This window comes from Pseudomonas fakonensis (assembly GCF_019139895.1).
Taxonomy (GTDB): domain Bacteria; phylum Pseudomonadota; class Gammaproteobacteria; order Pseudomonadales; family Pseudomonadaceae; genus Aquipseudomonas; species Aquipseudomonas fakonensis.
This window is the reverse complement of record NZ_CP077076.1, coordinates 6,012,211-6,029,915: the sequence shown is the minus strand read 5'-3', so window position 1 is coordinate 6,029,915 and position 17,705 is coordinate 6,012,211. Positions and strand designations below refer to the sequence as shown.

19 protein-coding genes and 1 pseudogene are annotated in these 17,705 nt (G+C 64.3%); 6 read left to right on the top strand and 14 right to left on the bottom strand.

Annotated features, from left to right (window positions below):
• Positions 1 to 9: 9 nt before the first annotated feature.
• The 4 genes from KSS94_RS26605 to KSS94_RS26590 form a co-directional block, all read right to left on the bottom strand.
• Positions 10 to 390 (bottom strand): RidA family protein, encoded by a 381-nt coding sequence (locus KSS94_RS26605; protein ID WP_110991989.1) that lies wholly within the window; start codon positions 388 to 390, stop codon positions 10 to 12.
• A 24-nt stretch (positions 391 to 414) separates the two neighbouring features.
• The gene (gene spoT, locus KSS94_RS26600; protein ID WP_217840982.1) at positions 415 to 2,523 is read right to left on the bottom strand and encodes a bifunctional GTP diphosphokinase/guanosine-3',5'-bis pyrophosphate 3'-pyrophosphohydrolase; all 2,109 of its coding nucleotides are present in this window, start codon (positions 2,521 to 2,523) and stop codon (positions 415 to 417) included.
• Between the two features lie 59 nt (positions 2,524 to 2,582).
• Positions 2,583 to 2,846: a DNA-directed RNA polymerase subunit omega gene (gene rpoZ, locus KSS94_RS26595; protein ID WP_008091595.1), complete on the bottom strand. Its 264-nt coding sequence runs from the start codon at positions 2,844 to 2,846 to the stop codon at positions 2,583 to 2,585.
• Between the two features lie 217 nt (positions 2,847 to 3,063).
• Positions 3,064 to 3,936 carry a LysR family transcriptional regulator gene (locus KSS94_RS26590; protein WP_217840981.1) on the bottom strand — a complete coding sequence of 291 codons (873 nt, stop codon included), beginning with the start codon at positions 3,934 to 3,936 and terminating at the stop codon, positions 3,064 to 3,066.
• A 207-nt stretch (positions 3,937 to 4,143) separates the two neighbouring features.
• Here KSS94_RS26590 and KSS94_RS26585 point away from each other — a divergent pair, with 207 nt between their 5' ends.
• The 3 genes from KSS94_RS26585 (at position 4,144) to KSS94_RS26575 (ending at position 7,953) form a co-directional block, all read left to right on the top strand.
• Entirely contained in the window at positions 4,144 to 5,526 is a 1,383-nt protein-coding gene (locus tag KSS94_RS26585) for a glutamine synthetase family protein (RefSeq protein WP_217840980.1), read from the top strand.
• 4 nt (positions 5,527 to 5,530) lie between these two features.
• Complete coding sequence (locus KSS94_RS26580) at positions 5,531 to 6,307, top strand: gamma-glutamyl-gamma-aminobutyrate hydrolase family protein (protein WP_217840979.1); 777 nt, start codon at positions 5,531 to 5,533, stop codon at positions 6,305 to 6,307.
• Positions 6,308 to 6,414: 107 nt separating this feature from the next.
• Complete coding sequence (locus KSS94_RS26575) at positions 6,415 to 7,953, top strand: APC family permease (protein WP_217840978.1); 1,539 nt, start codon at positions 6,415 to 6,417, stop codon at positions 7,951 to 7,953.
• Positions 7,954 to 8,046: 93 nt separating this feature from the next.
• Here KSS94_RS26575 and gmk read toward each other — a convergent pair whose 3' ends face one another.
• Together gmk and KSS94_RS26565 are read right to left on the bottom strand one after the other, a co-directional pair.
• Positions 8,047 to 8,667 carry a guanylate kinase gene (gene gmk / locus KSS94_RS26570; protein WP_217840977.1) on the bottom strand — a complete coding sequence of 207 codons (621 nt, stop codon included), beginning with the start codon at positions 8,665 to 8,667 and terminating at the stop codon, positions 8,047 to 8,049.
• Between the two features lie 13 nt (positions 8,668 to 8,680).
• On the bottom strand, positions 8,681 to 9,544 hold the full coding sequence (locus tag KSS94_RS26565) for a YicC/YloC family endoribonuclease (protein ID WP_217840976.1): 864 nt from the start codon (positions 9,542 to 9,544) through the stop codon (positions 8,681 to 8,683).
• 225 nt (positions 9,545 to 9,769) lie between these two features.
• Between KSS94_RS26565 and rph the strand changes: the two genes are divergently transcribed.
• Together rph and KSS94_RS26555 are read left to right on the top strand one after the other, a co-directional pair.
• Positions 9,770 to 10,492 carry a ribonuclease PH gene (gene rph / locus KSS94_RS26560; RefSeq protein ID WP_186653050.1) on the top strand — a complete coding sequence of 241 codons (723 nt, stop codon included), beginning with the start codon at positions 9,770 to 9,772 and terminating at the stop codon, positions 10,490 to 10,492.
• 26 nt (positions 10,493 to 10,518) lie between these two features.
• Positions 10,519 to 10,884: a DUF4870 domain-containing protein gene (locus tag KSS94_RS26555; RefSeq protein ID WP_217840975.1), complete on the top strand. Its 366-nt coding sequence runs from the start codon at positions 10,519 to 10,521 to the stop codon at positions 10,882 to 10,884.
• 93 nt (positions 10,885 to 10,977) lie between these two features.
• On the opposite strand, the gene crc is transcribed toward KSS94_RS26555, so the two are convergent.
• The gene (crc, locus tag KSS94_RS26550) at positions 10,978 to 11,757 is read right to left on the bottom strand and encodes a catabolite repression control protein Crc (protein WP_217840974.1); all 780 of its coding nucleotides are present in this window, start codon (positions 11,755 to 11,757) and stop codon (positions 10,978 to 10,980) included.
• An 80-nt stretch (positions 11,758 to 11,837) separates the two neighbouring features.
• Between crc and pyrE the strand changes: the two genes are divergently transcribed.
• The gene (gene pyrE, locus KSS94_RS26545) at positions 11,838 to 12,479 is read left to right on the top strand and encodes an orotate phosphoribosyltransferase (RefSeq protein WP_217840973.1); all 642 of its coding nucleotides are present in this window, start codon (positions 11,838 to 11,840) and stop codon (positions 12,477 to 12,479) included.
• A 62-nt stretch (positions 12,480 to 12,541) separates the two neighbouring features.
• Here the strand turns inward: pyrE and KSS94_RS26540 are convergent, their stop codons facing one another.
• The 7 genes and pseudogenes from KSS94_RS26540 to dut form a co-directional block, all read right to left on the bottom strand.
• Positions 12,542 to 12,748 (bottom strand): hypothetical protein, encoded by a 207-nt coding sequence (locus KSS94_RS26540; protein WP_217840972.1) that lies wholly within the window; start codon positions 12,746 to 12,748, stop codon positions 12,542 to 12,544.
• Positions 12,749 to 12,923: 175 nt separating this feature from the next.
• Entirely contained in the window at positions 12,924 to 13,583 is a 660-nt protein-coding gene (locus tag KSS94_RS26535; RefSeq protein ID WP_217840971.1) for a DUF799 domain-containing protein, read from the bottom strand.
• Positions 13,580 to 13,948, bottom strand: coding sequence for a DUF4810 domain-containing protein (locus KSS94_RS26530; RefSeq protein ID WP_217840970.1), 369 nt, complete (start codon positions 13,946 to 13,948; stop codon positions 13,580 to 13,582). The genes KSS94_RS26535 and KSS94_RS26530 overlap by 4 nt, the downstream gene beginning before the upstream one ends.
• A gap of 30 nt (positions 13,949 to 13,978) precedes the next feature.
• The gene (locus KSS94_RS26525) at positions 13,979 to 14,659 is read right to left on the bottom strand and encodes a CsgG/HfaB family protein (RefSeq protein WP_217840969.1); all 681 of its coding nucleotides are present in this window, start codon (positions 14,657 to 14,659) and stop codon (positions 13,979 to 13,981) included.
• A 146-nt stretch (positions 14,660 to 14,805) separates the two neighbouring features.
• A complete protein-coding gene (gene argB, locus KSS94_RS26520) occupies positions 14,806 to 15,711 on the bottom strand; it encodes an acetylglutamate kinase (RefSeq protein ID WP_217840968.1) in 906 nt (301 codons plus the stop codon).
• Positions 15,712 to 15,741: 30 nt separating this feature from the next.
• Positions 15,742 to 17,115, bottom strand: a pseudogene (locus KSS94_RS26515) (phosphomannomutase/phosphoglucomutase); the annotation flags it as partial.
• A 134-nt stretch (positions 17,116 to 17,249) separates the two neighbouring features.
• Positions 17,250 to 17,705, bottom strand: a complete 456-nt coding sequence (dut, locus tag KSS94_RS26510) for a dUTP diphosphatase (protein ID WP_217840966.1) — start codon at positions 17,703 to 17,705, stop codon at positions 17,250 to 17,252.

Sequence of the window (17,705 nt, the reverse complement as noted above, 5' to 3'; positions counted from 1 at the left end):
ACCGGGGCATCACTCGAGGACCAGGATGGCGTCCATCTCGACCTGGGCGCCCTTGGGCAGTGCGGCTACGCCAATGGCGGCGCGGGCCGGGTATGGCTGCTCGAAGTAGCGGCCCATCACTTCGTTGACCTTGGCGAAGTGGCTCAGGTCGGTGAGGAAGATGTTCAGCTTGACGATGTCCTTGAACGAACCACCGGCGGCTTCGGCCACCGATTTGAGGTTCTCGAAAACCTGCACGGTCTGGGCTTCGAAGCCTTCGACCAGTTCCATGGTTTTCGGGTCCAGCGGGATCTGGCCCGACATGTACACGGTGTTGCCGGCCTTGATCGCTTGCGAGTAGGTGCCGATAGCGGCAGGGGCCTTGTCGCTGGTGATGACGGTCTTGCTCATGAGTGACTCCTTGCGGTGGGCGGACTACGCACGCATGCGGGTGATGCGGACCACGCCGGTCAAGGTGCGCAGCTTCTTGATCACGCGGGCCAGGTGCACGCGGTCGTGCACGCTGACCACCAGTTGGACCACGCTGATACGGCCGTCGCGTTCGTCCATGCTGATTTTTTCGATGTTGCCGTCGGCGGCGTTGACGCTGCTGGCCAGCAGGGCAATCAGGCCGCGCTGGTGCTCAAGCTCTACGCGCAGTTCGACGTTGAACTCGCCGGTGACATCCTTGGCCCAGGAAAGCTGCAGGCACTTTTCAGGGTTGTGGCGAATTTCACTGATGTTGCGGCAGTCTTCCAGGTGCACGACCATGCCCTTGCCCGCCGACAGGTGGCCGACGATCGGATCGCCCGGGATCGGTGTGCAGCACTTGGCGTAGCTCATGACCAGGCCTTCGGTGCCGCGGATCGCCAGCGGGCCTTCCGGCGCCGGCAACTGCTCGCCTTCGGCGGACAGCAGGCGGCGGGCGACCACATAGGCCATGCGATTGCCCAGGCCGATGTCCTCGAGCAGGTCTTCGATCAGCTCCAGGCGGTACTCGGCAAGAATCGGCTGAATGCGCTCCTGGGGGATCTTCTCCAGGCTGCTGTCAAAGCCGGTGAGCACCTTGTTCAGCAGGCGTTCGCCCAGGCTGATGGACTCGGAGCGGCGCTGCTGCTTGAGGGCGTGGCGGATGTGCGTGCGCGCCTTGCCGGTGACCACGAAGTTGAGCCAGGCCGGGTTGGGGCGGGCGCCCGGGGCGCTGACGATTTCGACCGTGGAGCCGCTTTGCAGCGGCTCGGACAGCGGCGCCAGGCGGCGGTTGATGCGGCAGGCGATGCAACTGTTGCCCACATCGGTGTGCACCGCGTAGGCGAAGTCGACCGCGGTGGAGCCTTTGGGCAGCTCCATGATCCGGCCTTTGGGGGTGAAGACGTAGACCTCGTCGGGGAACAGGTCGATCTTCACGCTCTCGATGAATTCCAGCGAGTTGCCGGCACGCTGCTGCAGCTCGAGGATGCCCTTGACCCATTGGCGGGCGCGGGCGTGGCTGCCCTTGGGCTGCTCTTCTTCGTTGGATTTGTACAGCCAGTGCGCGGCGATGCCGTTGTTGGCCAGCTCTTCCATCTCGCGGGTGCGGATCTGGATTTCGATCGGCACGCCGTGCATGCCGAACAGCGTGGTGTGCAACGACTGGTAGCCGTTGGCCTTGGGGATCGCGATGTAGTCCTTGAAACGGCCCGGCAGCGGCTTGTACAGGTTGTGCACGGCGCCCAGCACGCGGTAGCAGGTGTCGACCTTGTCGACCACGATGCGGAAGGCGTACACGTCCATGATCTCGGTGAAGGCGCGGCGCTTGCCGCGCATCTTCTTGTAGATGCCGTAGAGGTGCTTTTGCCGGCCGCTGACTTCGCCTTCGATGCCGTCGGCGGCCAGGCAGTTGGCCAGCGAGGTCTCGATCTTGGCCACCAGCTCCTTGCGGTTGCCGCGGGCGGCCTTGACTGCCCGGTGGATCAGCGACGAGCGCATCGGGTGCATGGCCTTGAAGCCCAGGTCCTCGAATTCCACGCGCACGTTGTGCATGCCCAGCCGGTTGGCGATGGGGGCGTAGATTTCGAGGGTTTCCTTGGCGATGCGCCGGCGTTTCTCGCCGGACAGCACTTCCAGGGTGCGCATGTTGTGCAGGCGGTCGGCCAGCTTGACCAGGATCACGCGGATATCGCGGGCCATGGCCATGGCCATTTTCTGGAAGTTTTCCGCTTGCGCCTCGGCCTTGGTCTCGAAGTTCATCTGGGTCAGCTTGCTGACCCCGTCCACCAGCTCGGCGACGGTTTCGCCGAACTGCTGGCTCAAGGCTTCCTTGGCGATGCCGGTGTCTTCGATCACGTCGTGCAGCATGGCCGCCATCAGGCTCTGATGGTCCATGTGCATGTCGGCAAGGATGCTGGCGACCGCCAGCGGGTGCGTCACGTAGGGTTCGCCGCTGCGCCGGCGTTGGCCGTCGTGGGCTTGTTCTGCGTAGAAGTAGGCGCGACGGACCAGGTTGACCTGTTCCGGGCCCAGATAGGTCGACAGCCGTTCGGCGAGGGCTTCTATACCAGCCATGGGTTCACCTCTTGCAGAAGAAGAGGGCCTTGCGCCGCGCGACGTCGACCGGGCATGAATCAGACCGCCTCGTTGTTCTCGTCCTCGAATGCGGCGAACACCGGATCTTCGGTGACGATCTCTTCGGCGGCGATGAATTCAGGGGTGACGATACCTTCGGCGATTTCGCGCAGGGCAACGACGGTTGGCTTGTCGTTTTCCCATGCAACGCGCGGCTCTTTGCCGCCGGTCGCCAGCTGGCGAGCGCGCTTGGTCGAGAGCATGACCAGCTCGAAGCGGTTATCCACGTGTTCCAGGCAGTCTTCAACAGTTACGCGGGCCATGGTCTTCCTCAGTAGCAAATGCGGTGGGCGTGCAGCCCTATATGGGCAGGCGGACTCGATAGTTTAAAAAATCACCAGCCAATAGGGAAGGACTGTTTTGTCAGCACCCCACCCGGCGTTCACCGTGGGAGCGGGCTTGCCCCGCGAAAGTGCCGTAGCAGACAGCCTGGTACCTGGGCCTGACGATAACGCCTCCTGCCCCGCGAACACAACCACCTCACAGCATCGCATCACGCAACCGCGGCGTCAGTTCCTCGAACAAGGTCTGCACCGAGCGCAACGCCCGGCAATCGGGCCGGGTCAGCAGCCACAGCTGGGTATCGCAGCCCGGCAGCGGCCCGCTCAACGCCTCGACGCCCGGCAAGGCATGCACCATGTAGTCCGGCAGCGCCGCCACGCCCAGGCCGGTGGTCACCAGTTGGGCGATGGTCGACATGCCGCTGCACTGGTAGCGCGGGGTCAGCCCGGGGTGCTGCTGGTTGCGCCAGACCACCGTGGCGTGGTCCTGCATGGAGTCGTCGGGGGCGATCCACGGCACGCTGGTGGCTGCGGCGTCCAGCCGTTCGCGCAGCTCCGGGCGGCCGCAGATCACGTAGCTGGTGGAGCCCAGGCAGCGGCCCACCAGGTGTTCCGGCGGGGTGTTGGTCAGGCGCAGGGCAATGTCGGCGTCACGCCGGCTGAGGTTGGCGAAGGTGTTGGAGGTGCCCATTTCCAGCGACAGCGCCGGGTAGTTGGGCATGAACTCGGCCAGTGCCGGCAGTAGCAGACTGTGCAGCACGGCTTCGGTGCAGGTCAGGCGCACGGTGCCGCTGACCACCTGCTCGCCGCAGGTCAGGGCGATGCGCGCAGCGTCCAGCGCCTGCTCGGCGCGCTCGGCCTGCTCGGCCAGGGCCTGGGCGGTGTCGGTGGGCAGGTAGCCCTTGCGGCTTTTGACGAACAGCGCGGTGCCCAGCGCCGATTCCAGCCGGCGGATCGAGCGAAACACCGTGGAAACGTCCACCTTGAGCAGTTCGGCAGCCTTTGCCAGTGAGCGGCCGCGTTCCAGGGCCAGGACCAGAGACAGGTCCGCATGGGTGATCTGATATTGCATTGGTGCACGCTCTGCTTGCCGAATTGCCAATGTCTGTTGCGTTTGGGCCATTTTATAGTGAAACGGCCCGGGGGAATCAATGCACTCCGTCGCAAGCCTTGCCCCCCACGATGGGCCAGTGAAAAGAACAACAGCAGCACCATCGTCGCCTTCCGAGGCGTCATCCGCAGCTCCACATCGCCGCTCCGAATCAAAGGATGTACAGCCATGACGTCGGTCTCCCCGTGCGCCCGTTCTTCCCGCGAAATGAACGAATTCCTCGAAGCCCACCCGGACACCCAGTACGTTGACCTGCTGATCTCCGACATGAACGGGGTGGTACGTGGCAAGCGCATCGAGCGCGCCAGCCTGCACAAGGTGTACGAGAAGGGCATCAACCTGCCGGCCTCGCTGTTCGCCCTGGACATCAACGGCTCCACCGTCGAAAGCACAGGCCTGGGCCTGGACATCGGCGACGCCGACCGCATCTGCTATCCGATCCCCGGCAGCCTGGCCGACGAGCCGTGGCAGAAACGCCCCACCGCGCAGTTGCTGATGACCATGCACGAGCTTGAAGGCGAGCCGTTCTTCGCCGACCCGCGCGAGGTGCTGCGCCAGGTGGTGAGCAAGTTCGACGCCCTGGGCCTGGATATCTGCGCCGCGTTCGAGCTTGAGTTCTACCTGATCGACCAGGACAACCTCAACGGCCGCCCGCAGCCGCCGCGCTCGCCGATTTCGGGCAAGCGTCCGCAGTCGACCCAGGTGTACCTGATCGACGACCTCGACGAGTACGCCGACTGCCTGCAGGACATGCTCGAAGCGGCCAAGGAGCAAGGCCTGCCGGCCGACGCCATCGTCAAGGAAAGCGCCCCGGCGCAGTTCGAGGTCAACCTGCACCACGTCGCCGACCCGCTCAAGGCCTGCGACTACGCGATCCTGCTCAAGCGGCTGATCAAGAACGTCGCCTACGACCATGAAATGGACACCACCTTCATGGCCAAGCCCTACCCGGGCCAGGCCGGCAACGGCCTGCACGTGCACATCTCCTTGCTGGACAAGAAGACCGGCAAGAACATCTTCGCAAGCGACGACCCACTTGAAAGCGACACGCTGCGCCACGCCATCGGTGGCGTGCTGCAGACCATGCCGGCGTCGATGGCCTTCCTGTGCCCGAACATCAACTCGTACCGGCGCTTCGGTGCGCAGTTCTACGTGCCCAACGCGCCAAGCTGGGGCCTGGACAACCGCACCGTGGCCCTGCGTGTGCCCACCGACAGCAGCGACAACGTGCGCATCGAGCACCGCGTGGCCGGCGCCGACGCCAACCCCTACCTGATGCTTGCGGCAATCCTCGCCGGCATCCACCACGGCCTGACCCACCAGGTCGAGCCGGGTGCGCCGATCGAAGGCAACTCCTACGAGCAGCTGGAACAGAGCCTGCCGAACAACCTGCGCGACGCACTGCGCGCGCTGGATGACAGCGAAGTGCTCAACCAATACATCAGCCCGGACTACATCGATATCTTCGTGGCCTGCAAGGAAAGCGAGCTGGCCGAGTTCGAAGTGTCGATCTCCGACCTCGAGTACAACTGGTACCTGCACACGGTGTAAGCCCATGAGCGCAATTGCGGTCCCCTTGATCGGTGTCAGCGCCTGCCGCCAGCAGGTGGGGAAGAGCTCGTCGCACACGGTGGGCGACAAGTATGTCGAGGCCGCAGGCTTTGCCGGGCTGCCGCTGATTCTGCCGGCCCGTGACGGCGGCAGCGACACCCAGGCGTTGCTGGCGCAACTCGATGGCATCCTGTTCACCGGCTCGCCTTCCAATGTCGAGCCGCATCATTACAATGGCGCCCCCAGTGCCGAAGGCACCCGCCACGACCTGGCCCGCGACCGCCTGACCTTGCCGTTGCTGCAGGCGGCGATTGCGGCCGGGGTGCCGGTGTTGTGCATTTGCCGTGGCTTCCAGGAGCTCAACGTGGCCCTGGGCGGTAGCCTGCACCAGCGGGTGCACGAGCTGCCCGGCTACCTCGACCACCGCGAACCGCAGGATGCACCGCTTGAGGTGCAATACAGCCCGCGCCACCCGGTCAGCGTCGCGCCGGGCGGGCTGTTCGAGCAGTTGGGCCTGGCTGCGCAGTTCGAGGTCAACTCGCTGCACAGCCAGGGCATCGACCGCCTGGCCCCGGGCCTGCGGGTCGAGGCGCGGGCTCCGGATGGCCTGATCGAAGCCGTATCGATGCCGGATGCGCCGGGCCTGGTGCTTGGCGTGCAATGGCACCCGGAATGGCGTTTCGCCGAAAACCCGGTCTCGCTGCGCCTGTTCGAGGCGTTTCGCGAGGCCTGCATTGCCCATGCTGCACGGGAAGGTGAGCGTCGCCAGAAACCGACGTAAGCCGAAGGTCCGGGATGACCGTGCCCCACCGCGAGCTTTCAATGAGTGAAAGCGGGCCCTCTACGGCGGGCCTGTGAGAACAATTCCAATAGTTACGGCACAAACTCATGAACGATTACACAGACGCTGGCCGCCCACCCGATGCGGCCGACTCGGGCACCACTTCGCGCAGCAAGGGCTTGGCCAAGGGCCGCCTGGGCCTGCTGGCCAGCGTGGTGCTGGGCATTTCCACCATCGCCCCGGTCTACACCCTGACCGGCGCCCTCGGCCCGACCGTGCGCGAGGTCGGCGCCCACCTGCCGGCAGTGTTCATCGTCGGCTTTCTGCCGATGCTGCTGGTGGCCCTGGGTTACCGCGAGCTGAACTCGGCGGAGCCTGACAGCGGCACCTCGTTCACCTGGTCGGCGCGGGCATTCGGGCCGATGATCGGCTGGATCGGCGGCTGGGGGCTGGTGGTCGCCACCACCATCGTGCTGTCCAACCTGGCCGGTGTGGCGGTGGATTTCTTCTACCTGTTCCTCGCCCAGATCACTGGTGAGCAGCAGTTGGCGGCCCTGGCCGACAACCTGCTGGTGAACATCAGCACCTGTTGCGTGTTCATTGCCCTGGCGGTGTGGATCTGCTGTCGCGGCATGGCCACCACCATGACGGTGCAGTACGGGCTGGTGGCATTGCAGCTGCTGGTGCTGATCGGCTTTGCGTTTGCCGCTTTCAGCGAAACCACCGCACCGCCGCCGCTGGCCTTTGACCTGGCCTGGTTCAACCCGTTCGGCGTCGAGTCGTTCTCGGCGTTTGCCGCTGGCCTGTCGCTGTCGATCTTCATCTTCTGGGGCTGGGATGTGTGCCTGACCGTCAGCGAAGAGTCGGTCGGCAGTGAAGAGGTGCCGGGCAAGGCAGCCACCTGGACCGTGCTGCTGATTCTCGGCCTGTACCTGGTCACCGCCATCGCCACGTTGCAGTTCGCCGGTATCAGCGACGAGGGCCTGGGCCTGAACAATCCGCGCATCCAGGAGAACGTCTTCGCCCACCTGGCCGGCCCGGTGATGGGGCCGCTGGCGATCCTGATGTCCATCGCGGTGCTGGCCAGCACCGCGGCGTCGTTGCAGTCGACCTTCGTCTCGCCGGCGCGCACGCTGCTTGCCATGGGCTACTACGGCGCGGTGCCGCAGCGCTTTGCCGAGGTCTGCCCGCGCTCGCAAACCCCGCGTTACGCGACCATCTGCGCAGGCGTTGCTGCCGCGCTGTTCTACGTGACCATGCGCACCCTGAGCGAGAACGTGCTGGCCGACACCATCACCGCCCTGGGCATGATGATCTGCTTCTACTATTCGCTGACCGCGTTCGCCTGCGTGTGGTACTTCCGCCACAGCCTGTTCACCAGCCTGCGCCACTTGTTCATGCGCGGCCTGTGCCCGTTGGTGGGTGGGGTGATCTTGTCGGTGATCTTCGTGCGCACCGCCATCGACAGCGCCTCGCCGGACTTCGGCAGTGGCTCGCATGTAGGGGGGCTGGGGTTGGTGTTCGTGATCGCGGCAATCATCTCGGCGCTGGGCATCGTGCTGATGATGCTCTCGCGGCTGCGCCTGCCGGCGTACTTCCTGGGGGCGACGCTGCGTCAGCAGGCGACCATTCAGTTGCAGGAATAACGCAATCGCCGGCAAGCCGGCTCCTACAGGGAGTGCGTCACTTTCAGGGCTGACGCGATCCCTGTAGGAGCCGGCTTGCCGGCGATGCTCGTTTCAGCCAATCAGCTGTTTCAGCAGCTCACCATGGCGCTGCTGCTGCTTGTTCAGCAGCAACCGGTTCGAGGCGAACACGGCCTTCATCTCTTCCAGCGCCACGGCGAAGTCGTCATTGATGATGACGTACTCGTACTCGTCGTAATGCACCATCTCGCTGACCGCTTCCTTCATGCGCCCGGCGATGATCTCTGCGCTGTCCTGGCCACGGCCGTCCAGGCGCTGGCGCAGGGCCTGCTGGCTCGGTGGCAGGATGAAGATCGAACGCGCCTCGGGCATCAGCTTGCGCACCTGCTGTGCGCCTTGCCAGTCGATTTCGAGGATCAGGTCGTTGCCCTGGTCCAGCACTTGCTGCAGCGCGCTGCGCGAGGTGCCGTAGAAGTTGCCGAACACCTCGGCGTGCTCGAGGAAGTCGTCCTGGGCGATCAGCGCCTTGAAGTCGTCATGGCTGACGAAGTGGTAGTTCACCCCGTGTTCTTCGCCCGGGCGCATGTTGCGTGTGGTGTGCGATACCGAGACGCTGACCTTCGGGTCGTCCTTGATCAGGGCGGTGACCAGGCTGGTCTTGCCGGCGCCGGAGGGGGCCGAAACGATGTAGAGGGTGCCGCTGCTGTGGTTCATGGTGTGGGTGGCCTTACTCGATGTTCTGTACTTGTTCACGCATCTGCTCGATCAGCACCTTCAGGTTGACCGCCGCTTGCGTGCTGCGTGGGTCGAAGGCCTTGGAGCCCAGGGTGTTGGCTTCGCGGTTGAGCTCCTGCATCAAGAAATCCAGGCGCCGGCCCGCAGCACCGCCAGACTTGAGCACCCGGCGCACCTCGTTGACGTGGGTGCTGAGGCGGTCGAGCTCTTCGGCAACGTCGCTTTTCTGGGCCAGCAGCACCATCTCCTGCTCCAGGCGCTGTGGGTCCAGCTCGGCCTTCATGTCGGCGAAGCGATCGAGGATCTTCTGCCGCTGCACCGCCAGCATCTGCGGCACCAGTGCGCGCAGGGTGGTGACCTCGCTGGCCATGCTGTCCAGGCGCTCGTTGATCAACCGCGCCAGTTCCACGCCCTCGCGCTGCCGGCCAGCCTTGAGCTCGGCCAGGGCTTCGTCGAACAGGGCGATGGCTTCGGCGTTGAGCGCTTGCGGGTCGCTGGCGTCGGCCACCAGCACGCCGGGCCAGGCCAGCACTTCAAGGGGGTTGAGCGGCGCCGGCTGCTTGATCAGGCTGGCCACGGTCTCGGCGGCGGCCACCAGCTGCGCGGCGCGCTCGCGGTCGACCTGCAACGGCTTGCCGGTGCTGTCCTCGGACAGGCGCAGGGTGCATTCCACCTTGCCTCGCGACAGGCCCTGGCGCAGGCCCTCGCGCACTGCGCCTTCGAGGTCGCGCAGGGCCTCGGGCAGGCGCAGGTGGGGTTCGAGGTAGCGATGGTTGACCGAGCGCAGCTCCCAGACCAGGGTGCCTTGGCTGCCGGCGCGCTCGGCGCGGGCGAAGGCGGTCATGCTGTGCACCATGGGGAGTACCTCGCGTAATCGGTTGGACAGGGAGCCTTTCGGCTGCAAGGCGCAGGATTGTAGCGCAGTGCGGCCCGGGCGCCCAATCCGCCCATGCTACAGGCGCCGATGTGGCGCTTGGGAAAAGTCGACAGGCTGCGCCGGGCGCGACGATAGGCATGTCCTCGCCGGGCCACGGGCTCTATAATGCTCGGCAGATTCAAAATCCCGGTACAGGTATCCCAGATGAAACGTCCAAGTGGTCGCGCCGCCGATCAGCTCCGCTCGATCCGCATTACCCGCAACTACACCAAGCACGCCGAGGGGTCGGTACTGGTCGAGTTCGGTGACACCAAGGTCATCTGCACGGTCAGCGTCGAAAATGGTGTTCCCCGCTTCCTCAAAGGCCAGGGCCAAGGCTGGCTGACTGCCGAATACGGCATGCTGCCGCGTTCCACCGGCGAGCGTAACCAGCGCGAAGCCAGCCGTGGCAAGCAAGGTGGCCGCACCCTGGAAATCCAGCGCCTGATCGGCCGCTCGCTGCGCGCCGCGCTGGACATGAGCAAGCTCGGCGACATCACCCTGTACGTCGACTGCGACGTGATCCAGGCCGATGGCGGCACCCGCACCGCTTCGATCACCGGTGCCATGGTTGCCCTGTGCGACGCCCTGGCGGTGATCAAGAAACGCGGCGGCCTGAAGGGCGGCAACCCGCTCAAGCACATGATCGCCGCAGTCTCGGTGGGCATGTACCAGGGCGAAGCGGTACTGGACCTCGACTACCTCGAGGACTCCGCTGCCGAAACCGACCTGAACGTGGTCATGACCAGTGCCGGTGGTTTCATCGAGGTGCAGGGCACCGCCGAAGGCGCGCCGTTCCAGCCTGAAGACTTCAACGCCATGCTGGCGCTGGCGCAAAAGGGCATGAGCGAGATCTTCGAACTGCAGCAGGCCGCACTGGCCGACTGATCCGCTTCGCCAGGGAGGTGCAGGGCATGAACGAGCTCGACCCGGTCAACCTGCCCAGCGCCGATGTACGGCAATGGGCGATGTTCTGCCACCTCAGCGCGTTGCTCGGGCTGTTGATCCCGCTGGGCCACCTGCTCGGGCCGCTGGTGCTGTGGCACCTCAAGCGCGAGCAGGACGCCTTCATCGACGCCCAGGGCAAGGAGGCGCTGAACTTTCAGATCAGCGTCACCCTGGCGAGCTTCGCCTGCTTCGTGCTGATGTTCGTGTTCATCGGCATCGTGCTGTTCGCCATGCTGATGGTGGCGGTGCTGATCCTGATCATCCTGGCGGCGGTCAGGGCCAACGAGGGCAAGGCGTATCGCTACCCGCTGATCTGGCGGCCGATCAAGTAAGCAATTGGGGCCCCATCGCTGGCAAGCCAGCTCCTACAGGGAACGCATAATCCTGTAGGAGCCGGCTTGCCGGCGATGGGGCCCCAACTGTTTTCAGATGGTCAGCGTCCAGTCGTAGTCGACGATCAGCGGCGCGTGGCGCGAGAAGCGCGGCTGGCGCGGCAGACGGGCGTTGCGTACGAAGCGGCGCAGGCCTGGGGTGAGGATCTGGTAGTCGAACCGGAAGCCCAGGTTGAGCATCTCGGCCTGTTCGTTGTCTGGCCACCAGCTGTACTGGTCGCCTTCGCGGCTGACTTCACGCAGCGCATCGACATAGCCCATTTCGCCGGTGATGGCGTCCATCCAGGCGCGCTCCGGCGGCAGGAAGCCCACCGACTGCTGGCTGTCGCGCCAGTTCTTGATGTCGAGCTTCTGCTGCGCCACGTAGAACGAGCCGCAGTAGATGTATTCGCGACGCTTGCGACGCTGCTTGTCCAGGTACTTGGCGAAGTCGTCCATCAACTTGAATTTCTGGTTCAAGTCTTCGTCGCCGTTCATGCCCGAGGGCAGCAGCAGGGTAGCAATACTGACTTTGTCGAAATCTGCCTGCAGGTAGCGCCCGTAGCGGTCGGCCGTCTCGAAGCCCAGGCCGGTGATGACTGCCTTGGGCTGCATGCGCGAGTAAAGTGCCACGCCACCTTGGGTGGGCACCTCCGCGTCGCAGGCGTAAAGGAAATAGCCATCGAGCTGGAAAGCTGGGTCGTCGAGTTCAAAGGCCGAGGCGCGGGTATCCTGAAGGCAGATGACGTCGGCATTCTGGGCTTGTAGCCAGCTGAGCAAACCACGCTCGGCCGCAGCCTGAATGCCATTAACGTTCACACTGATGATCCGCATAAATGGCCCCAAAAATCTCGTGCGTGTATGATACCCGAGCTCAACACATTTAGCTAAATCCGTGGTGTCCGGGACCTTTCATGCAGCCGTATCAGCGCGACTTCATCCGTTTTGCCATCGATCGCGGCGTTCTGCGCTTCGGTGAGTTCACCCTGAAATCGGGGCGTACCAGCCCGTACTTCTTCAATGCCGGCCTGTTCAACACAGGTTCCGCCCTGGCCGAGCTTGGCCGTTGCTACGCGGCGGCCATCGTCGACAGCAAGATCCCGTTCGACGTGCTGTTTGGCCCGGCCTACAAGGGTATTCCTTTGGCGGCGACCACTGCCGTGGCCCTGGCCGACCAGCACCAGCTCGACGTGCCATGGTGCTTCAACCGCAAGGAAGCCAAGGACCACGGCGAAGGCGGCAGCCTGGTGGGTGCACCGCTGGCCGGTGACGTGCTGATCATCGACGACGTGATCACCGCCGGTACCGCCATCCGCGAAGTGATGCAGATCATCAATGCCCAGCAGGCCAAGGCCGCCGGTGTGTTGATTGCGCTGAACCGCGAAGAGCGTGGCAATGGCGAGCTGTCGGCCATCCAGGAAGTCGAGCGCGACTTCAACATTCCGGTGGTCAGCATCGTCTCGCTCACGCAAGTGCTGGAGTTCCTGGCGGACGATCCGCAGCTCAAGCAGCACCTGCCGGCGGTTGAAGCTTATCGGGCGCAGTACGGCATCTGACCCTGGCTCGGTAAGAAAAAAGGCGACCTCCGTGAGAGGGTCGCCTTTTTCATGCCCGCAGTTCAGCGGCCGTTGGGGTACGGGTCCTGTGGGGCATCGCCGGCACCGGTGAGGATATTCCAGGCGCGCTTGGGGTGGGTTGCGGGGTTGAAGCCGGGGCAGGGCGGCAGAGAGGTCTTGCTCTGGTTGGAATACCGGTGGCCGCAGTCCGCGCATTCGTAGCTGCCGGCGGAGACATCACTGCCGTAGGGGACTTCGTGTTTTTTCATCGCTGGATCTCCATGGGTGTGTGAGGCCTCCATGCTAATCAGCTGATGCTTACAGTTGTTGTGGGACCGATCCGCCATTGCTGTAGGAGGCTTCCTGCAGGCGCCCCCGCAGGGAGCCTGCAATGGGCTGCGCAGCAGCCCCACTGCAGTCTTGACCCGGTTCGCCCGGAGCGGCTCAATCCGTACCGTACTTCGGCGAACGCGGCCCATACAGAATGCCGCCGTTGGGGTAAGGCGAGAGCAACCGCGCGCTGGTCATGCCGGCAATCGGGTAGCCGGCGTCGTCCTGCACGCTGCTGATTATCTGGTTGATCGCAGCCGACACCAGCATGCCGATCAGCCCGCCCTGGTTCTGCCGGCCTTCTTCGCTGGAGGCGGTGGCGCTGCCGGTCCACAGGGTGGTGCCGGTTTTCAGGTCGACCAGCTTGGCGTTGGCGGTGACGATGGTGGCGCTGCTCAGGATCATGTAGCGGGTGCCGTAGTCGCTGACGGTCACGTACAGCCCGGCATCGGCGCCGAAGATTTCCTGCAGCTTGGCCGGCGGCAGCTGATGGATGTCGGCCGGGGTGGTCATGCCGTTCTGGCGGAAGGTCTCGTCCACCAGCGCCACCGGCATCACGTAGTAGCCGGCTTCGGCCAGCGGGTAAGTGACCTGCGACAGCATGCTGTAGGTGGCCTTCACATCCGGCGACTCGTTCAACGGCGGCAAGATCAGGATCGACTTCGGCCGGCTTTGCTTGTAGGCCGAGTAGTCGATGGTCTTGCGCTCGGCACAGCCGGCGAACAGGGCCAGCACGCAGGCGCCGACCAGCAGTTGGGTGATGCGCTTGATCATTGCTTGGCCCCCTTGCTGGCGTTGCTCATCAGAAAGTCCATGTACGCCGCCGACTCGGGGAACAGGGCTTTTTCGGTACGAAACTGCTGGATCATCTGGTCATCCTTGCCCAGGCCCGAGTACAACAACCCCAACTGGGCGTGATAGCCCGGCGGTACGGCGCCGTTCTTGGCCTTGATTTTCTCCAGGTCGCGCTCAAGGGCTGCGGCCTGTTCTTCCTTCGAATCGCCCTTGAGGTAGCCGTATACCTGGGGCTGGTAGCTTTCCCACTGGTACAGGGTCTTGGGGCCGGAGCAGCCGGCCAACAGTGCGCTGGCCAGCAGCAGGCCGGCGCCGGTGCGCCAGGCCGAAATGCGGGTGTTCATGGTGCGAGCATCCTTGTCGTATGGGGCGGGTTACTGCGCCTGTGGTTTCCACTGGCCGCTCTCGACGGCGCCTACCAGCTTGTTCACCGCTTCGCGCATGGCCAGGTCGAGGACCTTGCCGTTGAGTGTCGAGTCATAGCTGGCGGTGCCGCCGAAGCCGATGATTTCGCGGTTGGACAAGGCGTACTCACCCGCGCCCTGGCTGGAATAAACCACTTCCGAGGTGCTGATGTTGACGATGTTCAGCGCCACCTTGGCGTAGGCGATCTGGGTCTTGCCGCGGCCGAGAATGCCGAACAGCTGGTGGTCGCCCACCTCTTTGCGGCCGAACTCGGTGACATCGCCGGTCACCACGAAATCGGCGCCTTTCAGGCGTTGGGCCTGGCCCTTGATCGCCGCTTCCTGCTGGATCTCGCCCATGTTGTCGCGGTCCAGCACGTTGAAGCGGTTGGTCTGCTGCAGGTGGGTGATGAGGATGGTCTTGGCCTGGCCGCCAAGGCGGTCGACGCCATCGGAGAAAATCCCGCGCATGTAGCTGGAGCGGTTGTCGAACTTGCCTACGGCAATAGGGGTGCGCAGGCCGCTGTAGGGGCGGTTGACGCTTTCGACTTGCTGTACGGCGACAGCGGTGGAGGTTTCTGTGGCACAGCCGGCAAGGGACCCGACAGCCAGGGCGGCTGCCAGCACGAGTCCATGTGATGCGTATTTCACGCGCGTTCTCCAGGTAACTGAAACTTTTCAGTGCCGGAGAATACTGGGTGAAGGGGGTGTGAAGCTAGTGAAAGCATCGCGGGGCAAGCCCGCTCCCACAGTCAAACGTGGGAGCGGGCTTGCCCCGCGATAAGCTCAAAAACTGATCAGGAACGCTTGCGGTTGGTGATCAGGGTGCCCACGCCGCTGTCGGTGAAGATCTCCAGCAGCACGGCGTTCGGCACGCGGCCGTCGATGATGTGCGAGCTGTTCACGCCGCCCTGCACCGCATCCAGCGCGCACTTGATCTTCGGCAGCATGCCGCCGTAGATGGTGCCGTCGGCGATCAGTGCGTTGACCTGCTCGGTGGTCAGGCCGGTCAGCACCTGGCCCTGCTTGTCCATCAGGCCGGCGATGTTGGTCAGCAGCATCAGCTTTTCGGCTTTCAGCGCCTCGGCCACCTTGCCGGCTACCAGGTCGGCGTTGATGTTGTACGACTCACCGTTGGCGCCCACGCCGATCGGCGCAATCACCGGGATGAAATCGCCCTTCACCAGCATGTTGAGCAGGTCGGTGTTGACGCTGACCACCTCGCCGACGTGGCCGATGTCGATGATTTCCGGCTGGGTCATCTCCGGGGTCTGGCGGCTGACGGTGAGCTTTTTCGCGCGGATCAGCTCGGCGTCCTTGCCGGTCAGGCCGATGGCGCTGCCACCGTGGCGGTTGATCAGGTTGACGATATCCTTGTTCACCTGGCCGCCCAGGACCATTTCCACCACATCCATGGTCGCCGAGTCGGTGACGCGCATGCCGTCGATGAAGTGGCTTTCGATAGACAGGCGCTTGAGCAGGTCGCCGATCTGCGGGCCGCCGCCGTGCACCACCACCGGGTTGATGCCCACGGCCTTCATCAGCACGATGTCACGGGCGAAGCCGGTCTTGAGCTCTTCGCTCTCCATCGCGTTGCCGCCGTACTTGATCACCAGGGTCTTGCCGACGAAACGGCGGATGTAGGGCAGTGCTTCGGACAAAACCTCGGCTACATGGGAAGCGGCATCGCGATCGAGGGTCATGCAGGGCTCCAGGTAAGGAACGGATAGTCGTCAGAACGGCAGTTGCAGGCCGGGTTGGACCCGCAGCAGCTGCGCGCGGAATACAGCCTTGATACGGTCGAGTTCGGCAGCGCTGTCGGCTTCGAAGCGCAGCACCAGCACCGGCGTGGTGTTGGAGGCGCGGACCAGGCCCCAGCCGTGCGGGTAGTCCACCCGCACACCATCGATGGTGGTGAGGTTGGCTTGGCCCCAGTCGGCGTCGCGTTGCAGAGCATCAATGATGCTGAATTTACCCTCGTCGGTCACATCAATGTTGATTTCCGGCGTGGAAATATCATTGGGGAAGGCGGCGAACAGGCTTTCGGCATCCTGGTCGGCCTTGCTGAGGATCTCCAGCAGGCGTGCGGCGCTGTAGATACCGTCATCGAAACCGTACCAGCGCTCCTTGATGAAGATGTGACCGCTCATCTCGCCGGCCAGCAGGGAGCCGGTCTGTTTCATCTTCTTCTTGATCAACGAGTGCCCAGTCTTCCACATTAGCGCGCGGCCGCCGTGCTGTTCGATCAGCGGGGTGAGGCGGCGGGTGCACTTGACGTCGAAGATGATCTCGGCGCCCGGGTTGCGCTGCAGCACGTCCTGGGCAAACAGCATCAGCAGGCGGTCGGGGTAGACGATGTTGCCGGTGTTGGTCACAACACCCACGCGGTCGCCGTCGCCGTCGAAGGCCAGGCCGATGTCGGCCCCGATCTCCTTCACCTTGGCGATCAGGTCTTCAAGGTTTTCAGGCTTGCCCGGGTCCGGGTGGTGGTTGGGGAAGTTGCCGTCGACCTCGCAGAACAGCGGGGTCACCTCGCAGCCCAAGGCTTCGATCAGTTGCGGGGCGATCACGCCGGCGGCGCCATTGCCGCAGTCCACCACCACTTTCAGCGGCTTGGCCAGCTTCACGTCGGCGGTGATCTGCTGGAAGTAGCGCTCGAGGATCTCGACTTTTTGCACGCGGCCTTCGCCGCGGGTCAGGTCGTTGGTCTTCAGGCGGGTCAGCAGGGCCTGGATCTGTTCGTTGGCCAGGGTGTCGCCGGCGATGACGATCTTGAAACCGTTGTAGTCCGACGGGTTGTGGCTGCCGGTGAGCATCACCCCCGACTTGCCGGCCAGCACGTTGGCGGCGTAGTACAGCGCAGGCGTGGGTACCAAGCCGACGTCGGTGACCTGGCAACCGGCCTCGACCAGGCCCTTGATCAGTTGCTCGACCAGCATCGGGCCGGACAGGCGGCCATCACGGCCCACCGAGATCTGCGGCTCGCCCTGGGCGAGGGTCTGTGCGCCGATGGCGCGGCCGATCCAGTAGGCGGTTTCGCCGTGCAGGGTCTTGCCCACCACGCCGCGGATGTCATAGGCGCGGAAGATGCTGTCGGGCAGTGCGGGGACCAGCTGGGCCATGTCGTTCATCTCTGGGACTCCAAGTATTCAAAGGCTTCTGGGCAGGCACAAACTGAACGCTTGGACGGTGGAATGCCCCGAGAGTTCGCCATCCATGGCCCGAACGGTCAGTGTTCGGCTCAGCGGGTGCCGGAGTGGCCGAAGCCGCCAGCGCCGCGCTGGGTCTCGTCGAACTGCTCGACCAGCTCGAAATGCGCCTGCACCACCGGCACCAGAATCAGCTGCGCAATGCGCTCGCCAACGGTGATGGTGAACGGCGTGTTGCCGCGGTTCCAGCAGCTGACCATCAGCTCGCCCTGGTAGTCCGAGTCGATCAGGCCGACCAGGTTGCCCAGCACGATGCCGTGTTTGTGGCCCAGGCCCGAGCGCGGCAGGATCATCGCCGCCAGCCCCGGGTCGCCGATGTACACCGAAAGGCCGGTAGGGATCAGCAGGGTCTGGCCCGGCTCGAGGACGGTGTCCTCTTTGAGCAGGGCGCGCAGGTCGAGACCGGCGGAGCCTGGGGTGGCGTATTGCGGCAGCGGGAATTCGCTACCCAGGCGAGGGTCGAGGATCTTGGCTTGAAGAGCGTGCAT

What these genes read in the sequence shown, in the direction of transcription:
- KSS94_RS26555 (WP_217840975.1), top strand. Translation starts at nt 10,519, where the DNA reads ATGAACGAGCTCGACCCGGTCAACCTGCCCAGCGCCGATGTACGGCAA.
- KSS94_RS26540 (WP_217840972.1), bottom strand. Translation starts at nt 12,748, where the DNA reads ATGAAAAAACACGAAGTCCCCTACGGCAGTGATGTCTCCGCCGGCAGC.
- KSS94_RS26580 (WP_217840979.1), top strand. Translation starts at nt 5,531, where the DNA reads ATGAGCGCAATTGCGGTCCCCTTGATCGGTGTCAGCGCCTGCCGCCAG.
- rpoZ (WP_008091595.1), bottom strand. Translation starts at nt 2,846, where the DNA reads ATGGCCCGCGTAACTGTTGAAGACTGCCTGGAACACGTGGATAACCGC.
- argB (WP_217840968.1), bottom strand. Translation starts at nt 15,711, where the DNA reads ATGACCCTCGATCGCGATGCCGCTTCCCATGTAGCCGAGGTTTTGTCC.
- KSS94_RS26535 (WP_217840971.1), bottom strand. Translation starts at nt 13,583, where the DNA reads ATGATCAAGCGCATCACCCAACTGCTGGTCGGCGCCTGCGTGCTGGCC.
- pyrE (WP_217840973.1), top strand. Translation starts at nt 11,838, where the DNA reads ATGCAGCCGTATCAGCGCGACTTCATCCGTTTTGCCATCGATCGCGGC.
- KSS94_RS26575 (WP_217840978.1), top strand. Translation starts at nt 6,415, where the DNA reads ATGAACGATTACACAGACGCTGGCCGCCCACCCGATGCGGCCGACTCG.
- dut (WP_217840966.1), bottom strand. Translation starts at nt 17,705, where the DNA reads ATGCACGCTCTTCAAGCCAAGATCCTCGACCCTCGCCTGGGTAGCGAA.
- KSS94_RS26585 (WP_217840980.1), top strand. Translation starts at nt 4,144, where the DNA reads ATGACGTCGGTCTCCCCGTGCGCCCGTTCTTCCCGCGAAATGAACGAA.
- KSS94_RS26605 (WP_110991989.1), bottom strand. Translation starts at nt 390, where the DNA reads ATGAGCAAGACCGTCATCACCAGCGACAAGGCCCCTGCCGCTATCGGC.
- KSS94_RS26590 (WP_217840981.1), bottom strand. Translation starts at nt 3,936, where the DNA reads ATGCAATATCAGATCACCCATGCGGACCTGTCTCTGGTCCTGGCCCTG.
- rph (WP_186653050.1), top strand. Translation starts at nt 9,770, where the DNA reads ATGAAACGTCCAAGTGGTCGCGCCGCCGATCAGCTCCGCTCGATCCGC.
- gmk (WP_217840977.1), bottom strand. Translation starts at nt 8,667, where the DNA reads ATGAACCACAGCAGCGGCACCCTCTACATCGTTTCGGCCCCCTCCGGC.
- spoT (WP_217840982.1), bottom strand. Translation starts at nt 2,523, where the DNA reads ATGGCTGGTATAGAAGCCCTCGCCGAACGGCTGTCGACCTATCTGGGC.
- crc (WP_217840974.1), bottom strand. Translation starts at nt 11,757, where the DNA reads ATGCGGATCATCAGTGTGAACGTTAATGGCATTCAGGCTGCGGCCGAG.
- KSS94_RS26565 (WP_217840976.1), bottom strand. Translation starts at nt 9,544, where the DNA reads ATGGTGCACAGCATGACCGCCTTCGCCCGCGCCGAGCGCGCCGGCAGC.
- KSS94_RS26530 (WP_217840970.1), bottom strand. Translation starts at nt 13,948, where the DNA reads ATGAACACCCGCATTTCGGCCTGGCGCACCGGCGCCGGCCTGCTGCTG.